Origin of the sequence: Hydrogenophaga intermedia (genome assembly GCF_023715105.1) — a bacterium.
Classification (GTDB): domain Bacteria; phylum Pseudomonadota; class Gammaproteobacteria; order Burkholderiales; family Burkholderiaceae_C; genus Hydrogenophaga; species Hydrogenophaga intermedia_A.
In genome coordinates this window covers 146,408-159,710 of record NZ_JAMBNO010000003.1, presented here as the reverse complement: position 1 = coordinate 159,710, position 13,303 = coordinate 146,408, and the positions used below count along the sequence as shown (strand labels likewise).

The 13,303-nt window shown below is 67.6% G+C and carries 13 protein-coding genes and 1 pseudogene; 12 read left to right on the top strand and 2 right to left on the bottom strand.

Annotation, left to right across the window (positions count from 1 at the left end):
* The first annotated feature begins 10 nt into the window (after window positions 1-10).
* From M3149_RS04080 to M3149_RS04030, 11 genes are all read left to right on the top strand, one after another.
* Window positions 11-1,177: an acyl-CoA dehydrogenase family protein gene (locus M3149_RS04080; RefSeq protein ID WP_251708060.1), complete on the top strand. Its 1,167-nt coding sequence runs from the start codon at window positions 11-13 to the stop codon at window positions 1,175-1,177.
* Window positions 1,178-1,208: 31 nt separating this feature from the next.
* On the top strand, window positions 1,209-2,396 hold the full coding sequence (locus M3149_RS04075) for an acyl-CoA dehydrogenase family protein (protein WP_251708059.1): 1,188 nt from the start codon (window positions 1,209-1,211) through the stop codon (window positions 2,394-2,396).
* The gene (locus tag M3149_RS04070; RefSeq protein WP_251708058.1) at window positions 2,393-3,547 is read left to right on the top strand and encodes an acyl-CoA dehydrogenase family protein; all 1,155 of its coding nucleotides are present in this window, start codon (window positions 2,393-2,395) and stop codon (window positions 3,545-3,547) included. Before M3149_RS04075 ends, M3149_RS04070 begins: the two co-directional genes overlap by 4 nt.
* Window positions 3,548-3,596: 49 nt before the next feature.
* A complete protein-coding gene (locus M3149_RS04065; protein ID WP_251708057.1) occupies window positions 3,597-4,517 on the top strand; it encodes an SDR family oxidoreductase in 921 nt (306 codons plus the stop codon).
* Window positions 4,518-4,526: 9 nt separating this feature from the next.
* Window positions 4,527-5,384, top strand: a complete 858-nt coding sequence (locus tag M3149_RS04060; protein ID WP_251708056.1) for a MaoC/PaaZ C-terminal domain-containing protein — start codon at window positions 4,527-4,529, stop codon at window positions 5,382-5,384.
* 38 nt (window positions 5,385-5,422) lie between these two features.
* Entirely contained in the window at window positions 5,423-6,226 is an 804-nt protein-coding gene (locus M3149_RS04055; RefSeq protein ID WP_251708055.1) for an enoyl-CoA hydratase/isomerase family protein, read from the top strand.
* Window positions 6,227-6,262: 36 nt separating this feature from the next.
* Complete coding sequence (locus M3149_RS04050) at window positions 6,263-7,429, top strand: acyl-CoA dehydrogenase family protein (protein WP_251708054.1); 1,167 nt, start codon at window positions 6,263-6,265, stop codon at window positions 7,427-7,429.
* 12 nt (window positions 7,430-7,441) lie between these two features.
* Entirely contained in the window at window positions 7,442-8,422 is a 981-nt protein-coding gene (locus M3149_RS04045) for a Bug family tripartite tricarboxylate transporter substrate binding protein (RefSeq protein WP_251708053.1), read from the top strand.
* A 50-nt stretch (window positions 8,423-8,472) separates the two neighbouring features.
* Complete coding sequence (locus M3149_RS04040) at window positions 8,473-9,891, top strand: MmgE/PrpD family protein (protein WP_251708052.1); 1,419 nt, start codon at window positions 8,473-8,475, stop codon at window positions 9,889-9,891.
* A gap of 28 nt (window positions 9,892-9,919) precedes the next feature.
* A complete protein-coding gene (locus tag M3149_RS04035) occupies window positions 9,920-11,071 on the top strand; it encodes an acyl-CoA dehydrogenase family protein (protein WP_251708051.1) in 1,152 nt (383 codons plus the stop codon).
* Window positions 11,072-11,147: 76 nt separating this feature from the next.
* Window positions 11,148-12,302: an MFS transporter gene (locus tag M3149_RS04030; RefSeq protein ID WP_251708175.1), complete on the top strand. Its 1,155-nt coding sequence runs from the start codon at window positions 11,148-11,150 to the stop codon at window positions 12,300-12,302.
* Between the two features lie 194 nt (window positions 12,303-12,496).
* Here the strand turns inward: M3149_RS04030 and M3149_RS04025 are convergent, their stop codons facing one another.
* Together M3149_RS04025 and M3149_RS04020 are read right to left on the bottom strand one after the other, a co-directional pair.
* The gene (locus tag M3149_RS04025) at window positions 12,497-12,718 is read right to left on the bottom strand and encodes a hypothetical protein (protein WP_251708050.1); all 222 of its coding nucleotides are present in this window, start codon (window positions 12,716-12,718) and stop codon (window positions 12,497-12,499) included.
* 2 nt (window positions 12,719-12,720) lie between these two features.
* Window positions 12,721-12,849, bottom strand: a pseudogene (locus M3149_RS04020) (Rieske (2Fe-2S) protein); the annotation flags it as partial.
* A gap of 37 nt (window positions 12,850-12,886) precedes the next feature.
* Between M3149_RS04020 and M3149_RS04015 the strand changes: the two are divergent.
* The gene (locus M3149_RS04015) at window positions 12,887-13,282 is read left to right on the top strand and encodes an IclR family transcriptional regulator domain-containing protein (RefSeq protein ID WP_251708049.1); all 396 of its coding nucleotides are present in this window, start codon (window positions 12,887-12,889) and stop codon (window positions 13,280-13,282) included.
* The last annotated feature ends 21 nt before the right edge of the window (window positions 13,283-13,303 follow it).

Below are 13,303 nucleotides of genomic sequence, written 5' to 3'. Positions count from 1 at the left end.
GGACCCGGCCATGGACTTCAGCGAAAACCGCGAACACGAAACCATCCGCGAGGCCATCGGCCGCATCTGCGCGGAGTTCGGTGACGATTACTGGCTGCAGCGAGACCGGGAGGGCGGCTTCCCGCACGAGCTGTACAACGCCCTCGCGGCCGGCGGCTGGCTGGGCATCTGCATGCCGCAGGAATACGGCGGCAGCGGCATGGGCATTACCGAGGCGACGGTGATGATGACGGCGATCGCGCGCTCCGGCGCCGGGCTGTCCGGGGCCTCTTCGGTGCACATGAACATCTTCGGGCTGCAGCCCGTGGTGGTGTTCGGCAGCGACGCGCAGAAGCGCCGCATGCTGCCACCGCTGATCGCCGGCAAGGACAAGGCTTGCTTCGCCGTCACGGAACCCAACACCGGCCTGAACACGACCAGGCTCAAGACGCGCGCCGAGCGCCGGGGCGACCACTACATCCTGACGGGGCAGAAGGTCTGGATCTCGACCGCGCAGGTGGCCACGAAGATGCTGATCCTGGCGCGCACCACGCCGCCCGAGGATTGTCCCAAGCCCACACTGGGCCTGAGCCTGTTCTACACCGACCTGGACCGGCGGTGCGTCGAGGTGCGCGAGATCGAGAAGATGGGGCGCAAGGCGGTCGATTCCAACCAGCTCTTCATCGACGGGCTCCGGGTACCGGTGGAGGACCGCATCGGCGAGGAAGGACGTGGCTTCGAGTACATCCTGCACGGCATGAACCCCGAGCGCATTCTGATTGCCGGGGAGGCGGTGGGTCTCGGGCAGGCAGCGCTGGAGCGGGCCGTGAAGTATGCGAACGAGCGCATCGTCTTCGACCGCCCCATCGGCCAGAACCAGGCCATCCAGCACCCCCTGGCGCAGTCGTGGATGGAGCTCGAGGCGGCCTGGCTGATGGCCATGCGCGGTGCCTGGAAGTACGACCGGAACCTGAACTGCGGCCCCGATGCCAATGCGGCCAAGTACATGGCGGCCGAGGCTGGCTTCAATGCCTGCCAGCGGGCCATGGCCACCCTGGGCGGCTTCGGCTACGCGAAGGAATACCAGGTGGAGCGTTACCTGCGCGAAATGCTGATCCCCCGCGTGGCGCCGATCAGCCCGCAGCTGATCCTGTGCTTCATCGCCGAGAAGGTGCTGGGCCTGCCCAAGTCCTATTGATCCCTTCATCCCGACACTGATTTCCCAACCCATGTCCGCCGCCCTCGCCGATCCAGACCGACTGCAGCAATTGCAGATGCTGCGCTCCAGCGCCCTTGCCTTCAGCGCCAAGGAGTCGCCCCCGGCACGCGCGCGTGCGCTGCGCGCCGAAGCACCGGGTTTCGACATGCAGTTCTGGAACTCGCTGGCGGCGCAGGGCTGGACCGGGCTGCTGGTGCCCGAGTCCGCCGGCGGTTACGCACAAGGCTTCGCCGAGATGGCCGAAGTGGCCGCCGCGCTGGCCGCGCAGGTCGCACCCGAGCCGCTCGTCCCGGTGCTGGTGTTCGCGGGGAGGCTCCTGCAGGGCTGCGGCGGCCATCCGACCGCACGGGCGCTGCTCGCCGACGTCGCCGCCGGCCGTGCGCTGCCCGCTGTCGCCTGGCAGGAGGATGCCACCGGAGCCGTCAGCTTCGACCACCGGGGCTGCCTCGCCGAGCCGGCCGCGATCTGCGCCCGGGAGAGCGACCATCTGGTCCTGCGCGGCGGCAAGCGCCACGTCCGTCCCGGCGCGGCCGCCACCGGCTACATCGTCAGCGCGTCGTCTTCGGAAGGCACGGCGCTGGTGTGGCTGCCTGCAGGGTCCGAGGGCCTCGTGACGAGTGTCCAGCGGCTGGCCGACGGCACGTTCGCGACGCGCCTGCAGTTCCACGAAATCGCCGTCCCCACGGACCACTTGCTGGCCATCGGTCCAGCCGCCGGCGCCGCACTGGCCGCAGCGTACGACGAGGCGCTGGTGCTGGCCGGCGTCGAACTGGCGACCATATGCAGACAGATGGTCGCCACCACGCTGGACTACCTGCGCACGCGCAAGCAGTTCGGCAAGCCGATAGGCAGCTTCCAGGCCCTCCAGCATCGCGCCGTCGACATGCTGATCCAGCAGGAGCTGAGCGGCGCGCTCGTCGGCCACGCCATCGCCGAACTCGACCGCGGGTGCACGGGCATGGAACGCGCCCTGCTGGGCGCACGGGTGAAGGCACGCTGCTCGGAAGCCGCGCTTGTGATCGCACGTGAGTCAGTGCAGATGCACGGTGCCATCGGCTTCACCGACGAGTGCAACCTCGGGCTTTATGTCCAGCGCGCGCTGGTGCTCTCCGCGTGGCTCGGCAACGCAGCGATCCAGCGCAGGCGCTTCGCCCAATTGAGCCGCAACACTGCAGGGCATCGGGAGTCTGCCGCATGAACACCACGGACTGGAACGCGCTCAGTACGGACGATTTTCGCGCCCTGGTGCGCGCCTTCTTCGAGCAGCATTACCCCGAGTCATTGCGCTACCCCAAGCGTCGCCTGCGCTGGGCCGAGATTCGCGACTGGACCCTCCAGCTCTCAGCCAGGGGGTGGCTGGCACCGAGCTGGCCGGTGCGCTACGGCGGCATGGGACTCGCGCCCGAGAAGCTGATCGCCTTCATCGAGGAACAGGAACGGCATGGCGTTGCGAGGGCACCGGACATGGGCGTGACCATGGTCGGTCCGTTGCTCATCCAGCACGGCACGGAAGCGCAGCGTGCCCACTACCTGCCGCGCATCCTCTCGTGCGATGACATCTGGTGCCAGGGCTATTCGGAGCCGGACTCCGGGTCGGACCTGGCCAGCCTGCGAACCGAAGCGGTGGAAGACGGGGACGACTTCATTGTCAACGGGCAGAAAACCTGGACCACGCTGGCGCAGGATGCCACACACATCTTCCTGCTGGTGCGCACCGACAAGGCCGCCAAGAAGCAGGAGGGCATCAGCTTCCTGCTGGCCGACATGCGTACGCCGGGCATCACCGTCCGGCCGATCCGCAACATCGCCGGCAACGAGGACTTCTGTGAAGTCTTCTTCGACAATGTCCGCGTCCCGCGCAACCAGCGCGTGGGCGAGCTGAACAAGGGCTGGACGATCGCCAAGGCGCTGCTCAGCTTCGAGCGCATCTTCCTGGGCAGCCCCAAGCAGAGCCAGTACGCCCTGGCGCGGGTGCGCGAGGCTGCGGATCTGCTGGGCCTCGCCGAGGACCCCGTGTTCACGGACCGCTACACGCAGCTCGCGCTGGACGTGGCGGACCTGGGCACGCTCTACGCGCGATTCGTGGAGCAGGTCAAGCGGGGCGAGACGCTGGGTCCTGACGTATCGATGCTCAAGCTGTTCGCCACCGAAACGTATTCACGCCTGGCCAACCTGCTGGTGGAGATCGCCGGCGCGAGCGGCGGCATGCCGGGCGATATCGACGTGGACGGCAGCTCCATCGACGTGCTGACCACGTTCTACAACGCACGACCGGCCACCATCTACGGCGGCAGCAACGAGATCCAGCGCAACATCCTCGCCGGCGCCGTGCTGCAGCTGCCGTCCTGACGCCGCCATCGCCACATCCACATTTCTTCAAATCGAGGAGTTTCACACCATGCACAAGGGCACGATGCTGGAAGGCAAAGTCGCTGTGATCACGGGTTCGGGCCGCGGCATCGGGCGCGACATCGCACTGCAGATGTCTGCACAGGGCGCCCGGATCGTCGTCAACGACATCGGCGCGTCGGTCAGCGGCGAAGGCAACGACGCGAGCCCTGGTCAGGAGGTGGTGGAAGAGATCAGGACCCGCGGCGGCGAAGCGGTGCTCAGCACCGACAGCGTGTCCGACTGGAAGGCCGCGAACCGGATCATCCAGTGTGCCGCAGACAACTTCGGCCGCATCGACATCGTCGTCAACAACGCCGGCATCCTGCGCGACCGCCTGTTCTTCAACATGTCGGTGGAGGAGTGGCATGCTGTGATCGACGTGCACCTGCACGGCACCTTCTATGTGTCGCGGGCCGCAGCGCCGCATTTCAAGACGCAGCAGTCGGGCGCCTACGTGCACATGACGTCGACTTCGGGCCTGATCGGCAACCTCGGGCAGGCCAACTATGGCGCCGCCAAGCTCGGCATCGTGGCCCTTTCGCGCTCGATCGCCGGCGACATGAAGCGCTACAACGTGCGTTCCAACTGCATCTCGCCCTTCGCCTGGAGCCGCATGATCGGCTCGATCCCCACCGAAACCCCCGAGCAGCAGGCGCGGGTCGCCAAGCTGCAGAAGTTGGATACGGCGCAGATCGCACCCGTGGCCGCGTTCCTGGCGAGCGACGCGGCGGCCGACGTGACCGCGCAGATCTTCGCCGTCCGGGGCAACGAGATCTTCCTGATGAGCCAGCCGCGGCCGGTGCGCGGCATGCACACCGCGGAGGGCTGGACGCCCGAGACGATCGCGGAGCGCGTGCTGCCGGCCATGAAGCCAAGCTTCTTCCCGCTGGAGACCTCGAACATCGTCTTCTCCTGGGACCCGGTCTGAGGGCACACGGTGGCGATCAACTACGACAAGCTGATGGCATGGCCCTTCGAGGACGTGCGCCATCGCTACACCCGGCGCGACACCATGCTCTACGCTCTCGGGCTCGGCCTCGGCGCCGACCCGACCGACGAGGGCGAGCTGCGGCACGTCTACGAGAAGGACCTCGTGGCCCTTGCGACCCTGCCGGTCGTTCTCGGCTACCCGGGCATGTGGCTCAAGGACCCCGCAACAGGCGTCGACGCCGTGCGCCTGGTCCACGGCGAACAGAGCCTGATCATCCACCGGCACCCTGCTCCCGAAGGTGAGGTCGTCGGCCGCACGAGGGTCACCGGCATCGTCGACAAGGGCCGGGGCAAGGGTGCGCTGCTCTACACCGAGCGCACGGTCACCGACGCCGCCAGCGGCGAGTTGCTGGCCACCCTGGGGTCGACCACCTTCTGCCGCGCCGACGGCGGCTTCGGCGGGCCGTCTGGACCGGTCAAACCGGTGCACGAACTGCCCACCCGCACGCCGGATCGCAGTGTCGAACGCAGGACTGCCGCCGGACTGGCGCTGATCTACCGCCTCTCGGGCGATTACAACCCGCTGCATGCCGAACCCGCGATCGCCCGCGCCGCCGGGTTCGAGCGACCCATCCTGCACGGCCTGGCCACCTATGGCATTGCCGGCTGGGCGCTGACGCAGGCGCTGTGCGACGGCGATCCGTCCCGCCTCGCCTCGATCGAAACGCGCTTCTCGTCGCCGGTCTACCCCGGCGAGACGATCCGTACCGAAATCTGGAACGACTGCAGCGCCGCGTTCTTCCGCGCACGCGTCGTCGAACGCGACGTCGTCGTGCTCAACAACGGCCGCGCCACGCTGCGCTGAGCCGCCTCAGTCTTCTCCACTCCATGAAGGACCCGACCATGAACTACACCGACTTCCAGTTCCTCCAGTTCGAGCACAAGCCCAACGGCGTGCTGCTGATCACCATCAACCGCCCGGAGGTGATGAACGCCACCAACGCCCGGCTGCACTGGGAGCTGACCAAGATCTGGGGCGTGGTCAATGACGACCCCAAGACCAAGGTGGCCGTCATCACCGGCGCCGGCGACAAGGCCTTTTCGGCCGGGGGCGACCTGAACTGGATCACCGGCATGGTCGGAAACGCCAAGACCATCAATAACGTGATGACCGAGGCATCGGACATCGTCTACAACGTGATGGCCTGTGAAAAACCGGTGATCTCCGCGATCAACGGCGTGGCCGTCGGCGCCGGCCTGGCCGTGGCCATGATGGCCGACATCAGCATCATGGCCGAAGAAGCCAAGATCACCGACGGCCACGTCAAGCTCGGTGTTGCCGCCGGCGACCACGCAGCAATCCTCTGGCCCTTGCTGTGCGGCATGGCCAAGGCGAAGTACTACCTGATGACGGCCGACTTCGTCTCGGGCAAGGAAGCCGAGCGCATCGGGCTGGTGAGCCTGTGCGTGCCGCGCGCACAGCTGATGGACAAGGCCATGGAGGTGGCGGACAAGCTGGCCGCGGGCAGCCAGCAGGCGATTCGCTTCACCAAGCGTTCGCTCAACGGCTGGATGCACATGGCGCGCCCGACCTTCGAGAGCTCGCTGGCGATGGAGATGCTTTGCTTCCTCGGCGAAGACGCGGCCGAAGGCGTCGCCGCCGTGCGCGAGAAGCGCGCGCCTGTCTTCCCCTCGGCAAAAGTCTGACACCCAGACGCTATCGTCCCGCTTCCGGAGAACAGCATGGATTTCGCGCTCACGCAGGAACAACGGATGGTCTACGAGTACGGCGACCGCGTGTCACAGCGGTTCGACCATAAATACTGGAAGACGTATGCCGACAAGAGCGAGCCGCCGGCGGAGCTGTACCAGCAGATCACCGACGACGGCTTCCTGGGCATCATGGTGCCTGAAGCGTACGGCGGCGCCGGACAGGGCATGACGGAGATGCTGCTGTTCATGGAAGGGCTGGCGAACAACGGCATCCCCCTGCTGAACCTCGTCGTGGGCCCGACCATGACGATGGGGCTGCTGGCCAAGCACGCCAGTGAAGACATGAAGCGCCGGCTGCTGCCTGGCGGCTGCTCGGGCGACATCAAGTTCTGCTTCGCCATCACCGAGCCGAACGCGGGTTCCAATTCGATGGAGATCACCACCCTGGCCAAGCCGGACGGCAAAGGCAGCTTCCGTCTGAGCGGACAGAAGGTGTTCATCACGGATGCCAACCGGGCCGACTACGCCATGGTGGTCACCCGCACCACGCCGCGGGCCGACGTGAAGAAGAAGACCGACGGCTTCACCATCTTCATGGTCGACATGAAGAAGAAGGGCATCAGCATGACGTTGATCCCCGTCGCGTTCCCCGTGCCCGAGACGCAGTGGCAGGTGTTCTTCGACGACGTGGCGCTGACCGAGGACGACGTGCTGGGTGAAGTGGACAAGGGCTTCGGCATCCTGTTCGACACCCTCAACCCGGAGCGCATCATCCTGTCGGGGCTGTGTACCGGCATCGGCCGCTTCGCGCTCAAGAAAGCGGTAGCGTATGCCAACGACCGCAAGCTGTTCAACAAGACGCCCATCGGCGCCTACCAGGGCGTGCAGCATCCGCTGGCAATCGCACGCAGCGAGATCGAGATGGCCTCCCTGATGGCACTGAAGGCGGCGTGGGCCTTCGACCAGGGCCTGCCGGCAGGCGAGTTCGCCAACATCGCCAAGTACGCCGGGGCCGAGGCCGGCATCCACGCCGTCGATGCAGCGATCCAGACACACGGGGGAAATGGCTTCACCAAGGAATATGGGATCTACGACCTGTACGGTCTGGTGCGGCTGTTGCGCACGGCGCCGTTGAACCGCGAAATGGTGCTGAACTACATCGCCGAGCATGTCATGGGGCTGCCGCGGTCGTATTGAACGGAGACCTCAATGAAGACGACGCGCAGGACATTTCTCGCCGTAAGTAGTGCGTTGGCGGCCTCGCTGGGGTCTCCATCCGCGCTTGCTCAGGAGGCCTATCCGGGCAAGCCGGTTCGCTTCGTCGTGCCTTTCGCGCCCGGCGGGCCGGCGGATGCGGTCAGCCGCCTCGTTGCGGGGCGCCTGCAGGAGCAACTCGGCCAGTCCTTCGTGGTCGAGAACATTCCTGGCACCGGCGGTGGCATCGGGGTGGCACGGCTGGCCAAGATGCCTGCGGACGGCTATGCGCTGGGGTTTGCGCACACCGCCACGTTCGGCATGGGCCCGCACCTGTCGAAGAACGTCGGCTATGACCCCGAGCGCGATTTCACGCCCATCGCGCGCTTTGCCGAGTACGTGAACCTGCTGATGGTGCGGGCCGACAGTCCGTACAAGAACCTGGGGGACCTGCTCGCTGCCGCCCGCGCGAAGCCCGGCTCCCTGAACTACGGCTCGGCGGGCAACGGCTCGTCGAACCACCTGGCCGGCGAGCTGCTTGCGATCGATGCGAAGGTCGGTCTGTCACACGTGCCGTACCGCGGCACCGCGCTGGCGCTGACCGACCTCATCGGCGGCAGCCTTCAATTTCTTTTCGATGCGCCGAACACGGCTTTGCCGATGGTCGCCGCCGGCAAGTTGCGCGTCCTCGCGACCACCGGGCGAACCCGGCATCGCCTCTTGCCCGAGGTTCCCACGGTAGCCGAAACCCTGCCCGGCTACGCTTTCGTGGGCTGGATGGGCGTGGTCGCGCCCGCCGGCCTGCCCACGCCGCTCCAGCGACGCCTGGCCGCCGAGATCGAGAAGGCACTCGCCGGCCCCGAGCTCGGCGACAAGTTCACGACGCTCGGGCTCGACGTTCGCTATGGCGGACCCGAGCAGCTGGCCGAGGCAATCCGGCGCGACCTTGCACTCTGGGGCCCGGTGATCAAGGCCGCAGGCCTGCGTGTCGAGTGAATCCCCGCACTGCGGCCGGCCCAGTCGCCCGCGAATCCGGAAGGCCGGACATGCCGAAATCCCCCACACCATCGCCGGGCGGCCGGACCATCGCCGCCACCCTGGCCGCATTCGTCGCCGAACTGCGGCCGCAGCAGGTGCCCGGCACGGTGATGGAACGGGCGCGCCACCTGATCCTCGACGCGGTCGGCATCGCCCATGCGTCCACTCACTACGAATTCGCGTACCGTTCGCTGTCCGCGATGACCGAGCTGTCCGGCGGAGCGGGCGCAACGCCGGTGCTCGCCCTGGCGACGCGCCTCACGCTGCGCGACGCGATGCTGATGAACGGCATCCTGATCCATGGCCTGGATTTCGACGACACCCACGCAGCAGGCGTGATCCACGCCACCGCCAGCACGTTTCCGAGCGCCCTGGCCGGCGCAGCGCTGGCCGATCTGGACGGCGAAGCCCTGCTCACCGCCTACGTCGCCGGCATGGAAGTGGGTGCGCGTCTCGCGTCGGTGGCCAAGGGCGGGTTCCATCAGGTCGGCTTCCACCCCACGGGCCTGATCGGCGCCTTCGCCTGCACGCTGGTCAGCGGCCGCCTGCTCGGGCTGAATGCCGCGCAACTGGCCATGGCCCAAGGTATCGCGCTGTCGGTCGCCTCGGGCAGTCTGGAGTTCCTACAGGACGGTGCCTGGACCAAGCGCATGCACCCGGGCTGGGCCGCGGTGGCGGGCATGACTGCGGCGACGATGGCCAGGCACGGCTTCAAGGGCCCCGACCGTCCCTACGAGGGCCGCTTCGGTGTCTTCAACAGCCACCTCGGTCCGCTGGCACAGGACTGCGATCTGGCTTTGGCTACCAACGGCCTGGGCGAGGCCTGGGAGCTGTCCAGGGTCACCGTCAAACCGCTGCCGGCCTGCCACTTCACGCATGCCTGCGCCGACGCGGCTGCGATCCTGCGCGAGCGCCATGCCCTGCAGCCCGCCGACATCCGCAGCGTGCGTGCGCTGGTGCCCGCCGAGGTGGTCAAAACAGTGTGTGAGCCGGTGGCGACGAAGAAGCGGCCGCAGAACAGCTACGACGCGCAGTTCAGCATTCCCTACGCCGTGGCTACTTCGCTGGCGAAAGGCCGGTTCGGCCTGCCCGAGCTCGAGGACGTTGCGCTGCGCGACGAGCAGGTGCTGGCCTTGGCCGCCAAGGTCGAATACGGAGTGGATCCCGATTCTCCATTCCCCGCCTCCTACTCGGGCGAGGTGGTGGTAACCCTGAACGACGGGCGTGAGCTGCGGCACCGTGAGCACGTCAACCGCGGGGGCGCCGAGCGGCCGATCAGCAACGCCGACGTGGAGAGGAAATTCTTCGAGAACATGCAGCTCGTTGCCTCGCCTGCTCGCGCTGCACACGTGCGCGACCTGGTGCTTTCCATCGGCCGCGACAGTTCGGCGGCAAGACTCCAACTCGGCTTGGCGGCGCGCGGCTGACACGCCTTCCAGCGGGCGAGCACCCTCAATGAACACCGACGCCGAACAGGAATCCTTGATCCTCGCTGCCATCGACCGTTTCCTGCGAACGGAGGTGCGGCCGCACGTCAAGCGCCTGGAGCAGGCAGACGAGTACCCTGCCGGAATCGTCGAGCAGATGAAGTCGATGGGGCTGTTCGGCGCCATCATCCCGGTCGAGTACGGCGGCCTGGGCCTGTCGACCTCCACCTATGCCGCCGTCGTGGCGCGCATCGCGGCGGTCTGGATGTCGCTGTCCGGCATCATCAACTCGCACCTCATCATGGCCTCGGCCGTCATGCGGCACGGCACCGAGGCGCAGAAGCGCGACCTGCTCCCGCGCTTTGCCAGCGGCGCGCTGCGCGGCGGCATCGGCCTGACCGAACCCGATGCCGGCACGGACCTGCAGGCGATCCGCACGCGCGCCGTGCGCGAAGGCGAGCACTACGTGATCAATGGCAGCAAGACCTGGATCACCAACAGCCTGCATGGCGGCTGCCTGGCGCTGCTGGTCAAGACGGATCCGCAGGCCGAACCGCGGCACAAGGGCATGAGCCTGTTCATCGCCGAAAAGGGGCCCGGCTTCATCGTCACGCGCAAGCTGGGAAAGATGGGATATCGCGGCATCGATACCTGCGAGCTGCAGTTCGAGAACTATCGCGTGCATGCCGACCGCCTGGTCGGCGGCGTCGAAGGCCGCGGCCTGCAGCAGGTACTGTCCGGCCTGGAACTCGGGCGCATCAACGTTGCGGCGCGGGGCCTGGGCGTGGCTGGCGCCTCGCTGAACGACGCCGTGGCCTACGCGCAGCAGCGCAGGACCTTCGGCAAGCCGATCAGCGAGCACCAGGCCATTCAGCTCAAGCTGGGTGAAATGGCCACCCGCGTCGAAGCGGCGCGACTGCTGGTGGAGTCGGCGGCGCGCGCGTACGACCGCGGCGAACGCTGCGACATGGAAGCCGGAATGGCGAAATACTTCGCCACCGAGGCGGCGATGGACAACGCGCTGGAGTGCATGCGCATCCATGGCGCCTACGGGTACTCGCCGGAATTCGACGTAGAGCGCTACTATCGGGACGCGCCGCTGTTGCTGATCGGCGAAGGCACCAACGAGATGCAGCGCCTGATCATCGCGCGCCAGCTCATCCACCGCCACCCCGCGTGACCTGGCGGCAATTGCGTTTCGACACGGAGGGCAGCCGGTGAGAGCGTCGCCGGGTGTGGTGATACCGGTGGCCGCGATGCTGGCGGCGCAGGCGTTCCTCTCGATGGCCACGGTCACGCTGCCGATCCTGGCGCCGGCGGTCGCAGCGGAGACAGGGCTGGCGTTCTCGCTCCTGGGACTCTTCGTGGCGTTGATCTATGCCAGCAGCATGGGCTGTGGCCTGGTCAGCGGTGCGCTGGTCCGCCGCTGGGGCGCGCTGCGGCTGAGCCAACTGTGCCTGCTCGCCGCGAGCGCAGGCGTTGGCCTTCTCGCCACGGCGCATGTCGGCGGCGTGGCGGCGGCGGCGGTGCTGATGGGCCTCGGTTATGGCCCCCTGAATCCGGCAAGTTCGCACTTGCTCAACCGCGTGGCACCGCCGCACCGCCGGTCCAGGATCTTTTCGCTCAAACAGACCGGCGTCCCGGTGGGGGCACTGCTGGCAGGGGCCCTGTTGCCGCCCCTGGCGTCGTGGAGCGGATGGCGTTCTGCCGTGTGGGCCGTGTGTGGCGCCTGCGCACTACTGGCGCTGTTGCTGCAGCCCTTGCGCGCCACCCTGGACACTGACCGTGAGCCCCACGCGCGCGTGGGGCTCGACAGCTTGGCGGAGCCGCTTCACGTGGCTCTGGGGGACCGCGCCGGCCGTCCGCTGGCCCTCGCCTCGTTCTCTTATGCCGCGCTGCAACTCTGTCTGGGCACCTACCTGGTGACCTTCCTCACCACGCAGAACGGCTACACCTTGGTGGAGGCTGGTCTGGCGCTGGCCGTGACGCAGGCTGCGGGGATCGCGGGGCGGCTGTTGTCGGGCCATGTCGCCGATCGCAGTGGACACCCGCGCCGCGTGATGGGCGCGATGGGCTGCCTGATGGGCGGGTGCGCGATCGTGAGCGCGTTCGCAAGCGCATGGCCGGCACCGATGCTCCTGCTTCTGTACGGCGTGTTCGGCGCCAGCGCCATTGGCTGGAACGGCGTGTACCTGGCCGAGGTGGCGCGGCGCGCACCCGCCGGCGCCGTGAGCGCGGCGACCGCAGCGGCGCTGTTCGTCACCTTCGCCGGCGTGCTGGCGGGCCCGCCGGTGTTTGCGCTGATGATCGAAGCGGGAATGGGGTATGACACGGCGTTCGCGGCGGTGGCGTTGCCGGCGCTGCTATGCGGACTGACGTTGCTGCACGGGGCAAGACCCCAGAGTCGCTGATTTGCCCGCCTTACGCCCGCGCGGGGGCGGCAAGGCCTCCCTCGAAGGCCCCCATCACGTCGTGGCCCTGAAGGCCCTGCACGGCTACATGGGAGGTATGGCCCTGTTCTGCCGCCGAGCCCCGCCGTGGCCTCCGCCGACCGGCGCGGCCTGATGCAGTCGGCACTGCGGAACATCTCGTCTTGTCTCCTTGCTCAGGTTACGGCGGGTCCGGGGACGAACACACGTCGCTGAAGAAGTGATTCCCGTCCAGCCGGCGTTCGTCGATGCAGGCCTTGCGCACTGCGGCCACCATCACCGGCCAGCCGCAGCAATAGACCTCCCAGCCCGCTAGTGACGCCGGCCCGCGGGCGCGAAACGCCGATCACGTGCGCGTAGGCGGCGTTGAAGGCGCAGAGCGCCAGGATGTCGATCATGCTCAGGCCCCCCTGTGCGTGCGGTAGGCCTTCCAGAAGCCGCGCACGGAGGTTTCCGTGGCGCGGCCTTCGCTGGAGCCCGTCTCGTGGCCGCCCATCTCGACGACGGCTTCCAGATCCTGCGCACCTGACGTTCTCGACATACAGCTTCCAGTTTTTCGGCAGCGCTTGGACAGCCTCTCCAGCGCTCTCGGCGTAGACGCGCGCCTGCCGGCTTATTGCGGCGCCACAGGCCGCGTATTGCTCGCGGAGCGGCCGAAGGACGAAGTCAGGTTCCTGCTGAACCGCATCATGCGCCCCGCGCTCACTCCGCGCACCCTCACCGCCCTGCGCGACATCGTGCAGGAGATCGACCGCGCGCGGCAGCAGGGCTACGCGATCTGCGACGAGGAACTGGAGATCGGCCTGCGCTCTGTCGCCGTGCCGATCCGCACCGGGCGCGGCGAACTGATCGCCGCGCTGAGCCTGTCGGTGTCCACCAGCCGCATGAGCCGCGACGATGTCGTGGACAAGCTGCCGCCGGAACTGGAAACGGCTCGGCGCGCGTTCGCGGCGCTGCTGTAGCCATGGGCCACCGACCCGAGG

Excerpts from the sequence above, each read along its gene's own strand:
- M3149_RS04080 (WP_251708060.1), top strand. The coding sequence starts at position 11 with ATGGACTTCAGCGAAAACCGCGAACACGAAACCATCCGCGAGGCCATC.
- M3149_RS04075 (WP_251708059.1), top strand. The coding sequence starts at position 1,209 with ATGTCCGCCGCCCTCGCCGATCCAGACCGACTGCAGCAATTGCAGATG.
- M3149_RS04070 (WP_251708058.1), top strand. The coding sequence starts at position 2,393 with ATGAACACCACGGACTGGAACGCGCTCAGTACGGACGATTTTCGCGCC.
- M3149_RS04065 (WP_251708057.1), top strand. The coding sequence starts at position 3,597 with ATGCACAAGGGCACGATGCTGGAAGGCAAAGTCGCTGTGATCACGGGT.
- M3149_RS04055 (WP_251708055.1), top strand. The coding sequence starts at position 5,423 with ATGAACTACACCGACTTCCAGTTCCTCCAGTTCGAGCACAAGCCCAAC.
- M3149_RS04050 (WP_251708054.1), top strand. The coding sequence starts at position 6,263 with ATGGATTTCGCGCTCACGCAGGAACAACGGATGGTCTACGAGTACGGC.
- M3149_RS04045 (WP_251708053.1), top strand. The coding sequence starts at position 7,442 with ATGAAGACGACGCGCAGGACATTTCTCGCCGTAAGTAGTGCGTTGGCG.
- M3149_RS04040 (WP_251708052.1), top strand. The coding sequence starts at position 8,473 with ATGCCGAAATCCCCCACACCATCGCCGGGCGGCCGGACCATCGCCGCC.
- M3149_RS04035 (WP_251708051.1), top strand. The coding sequence starts at position 9,920 with ATGAACACCGACGCCGAACAGGAATCCTTGATCCTCGCTGCCATCGAC.
- M3149_RS04030 (WP_251708175.1), top strand. The coding sequence starts at position 11,148 with ATGCTGGCGGCGCAGGCGTTCCTCTCGATGGCCACGGTCACGCTGCCG.
- M3149_RS04025 (WP_251708050.1), bottom strand. The coding sequence starts at position 12,718 with ATGATCGACATCCTGGCGCTCTGCGCCTTCAACGCCGCCTACGCGCAC.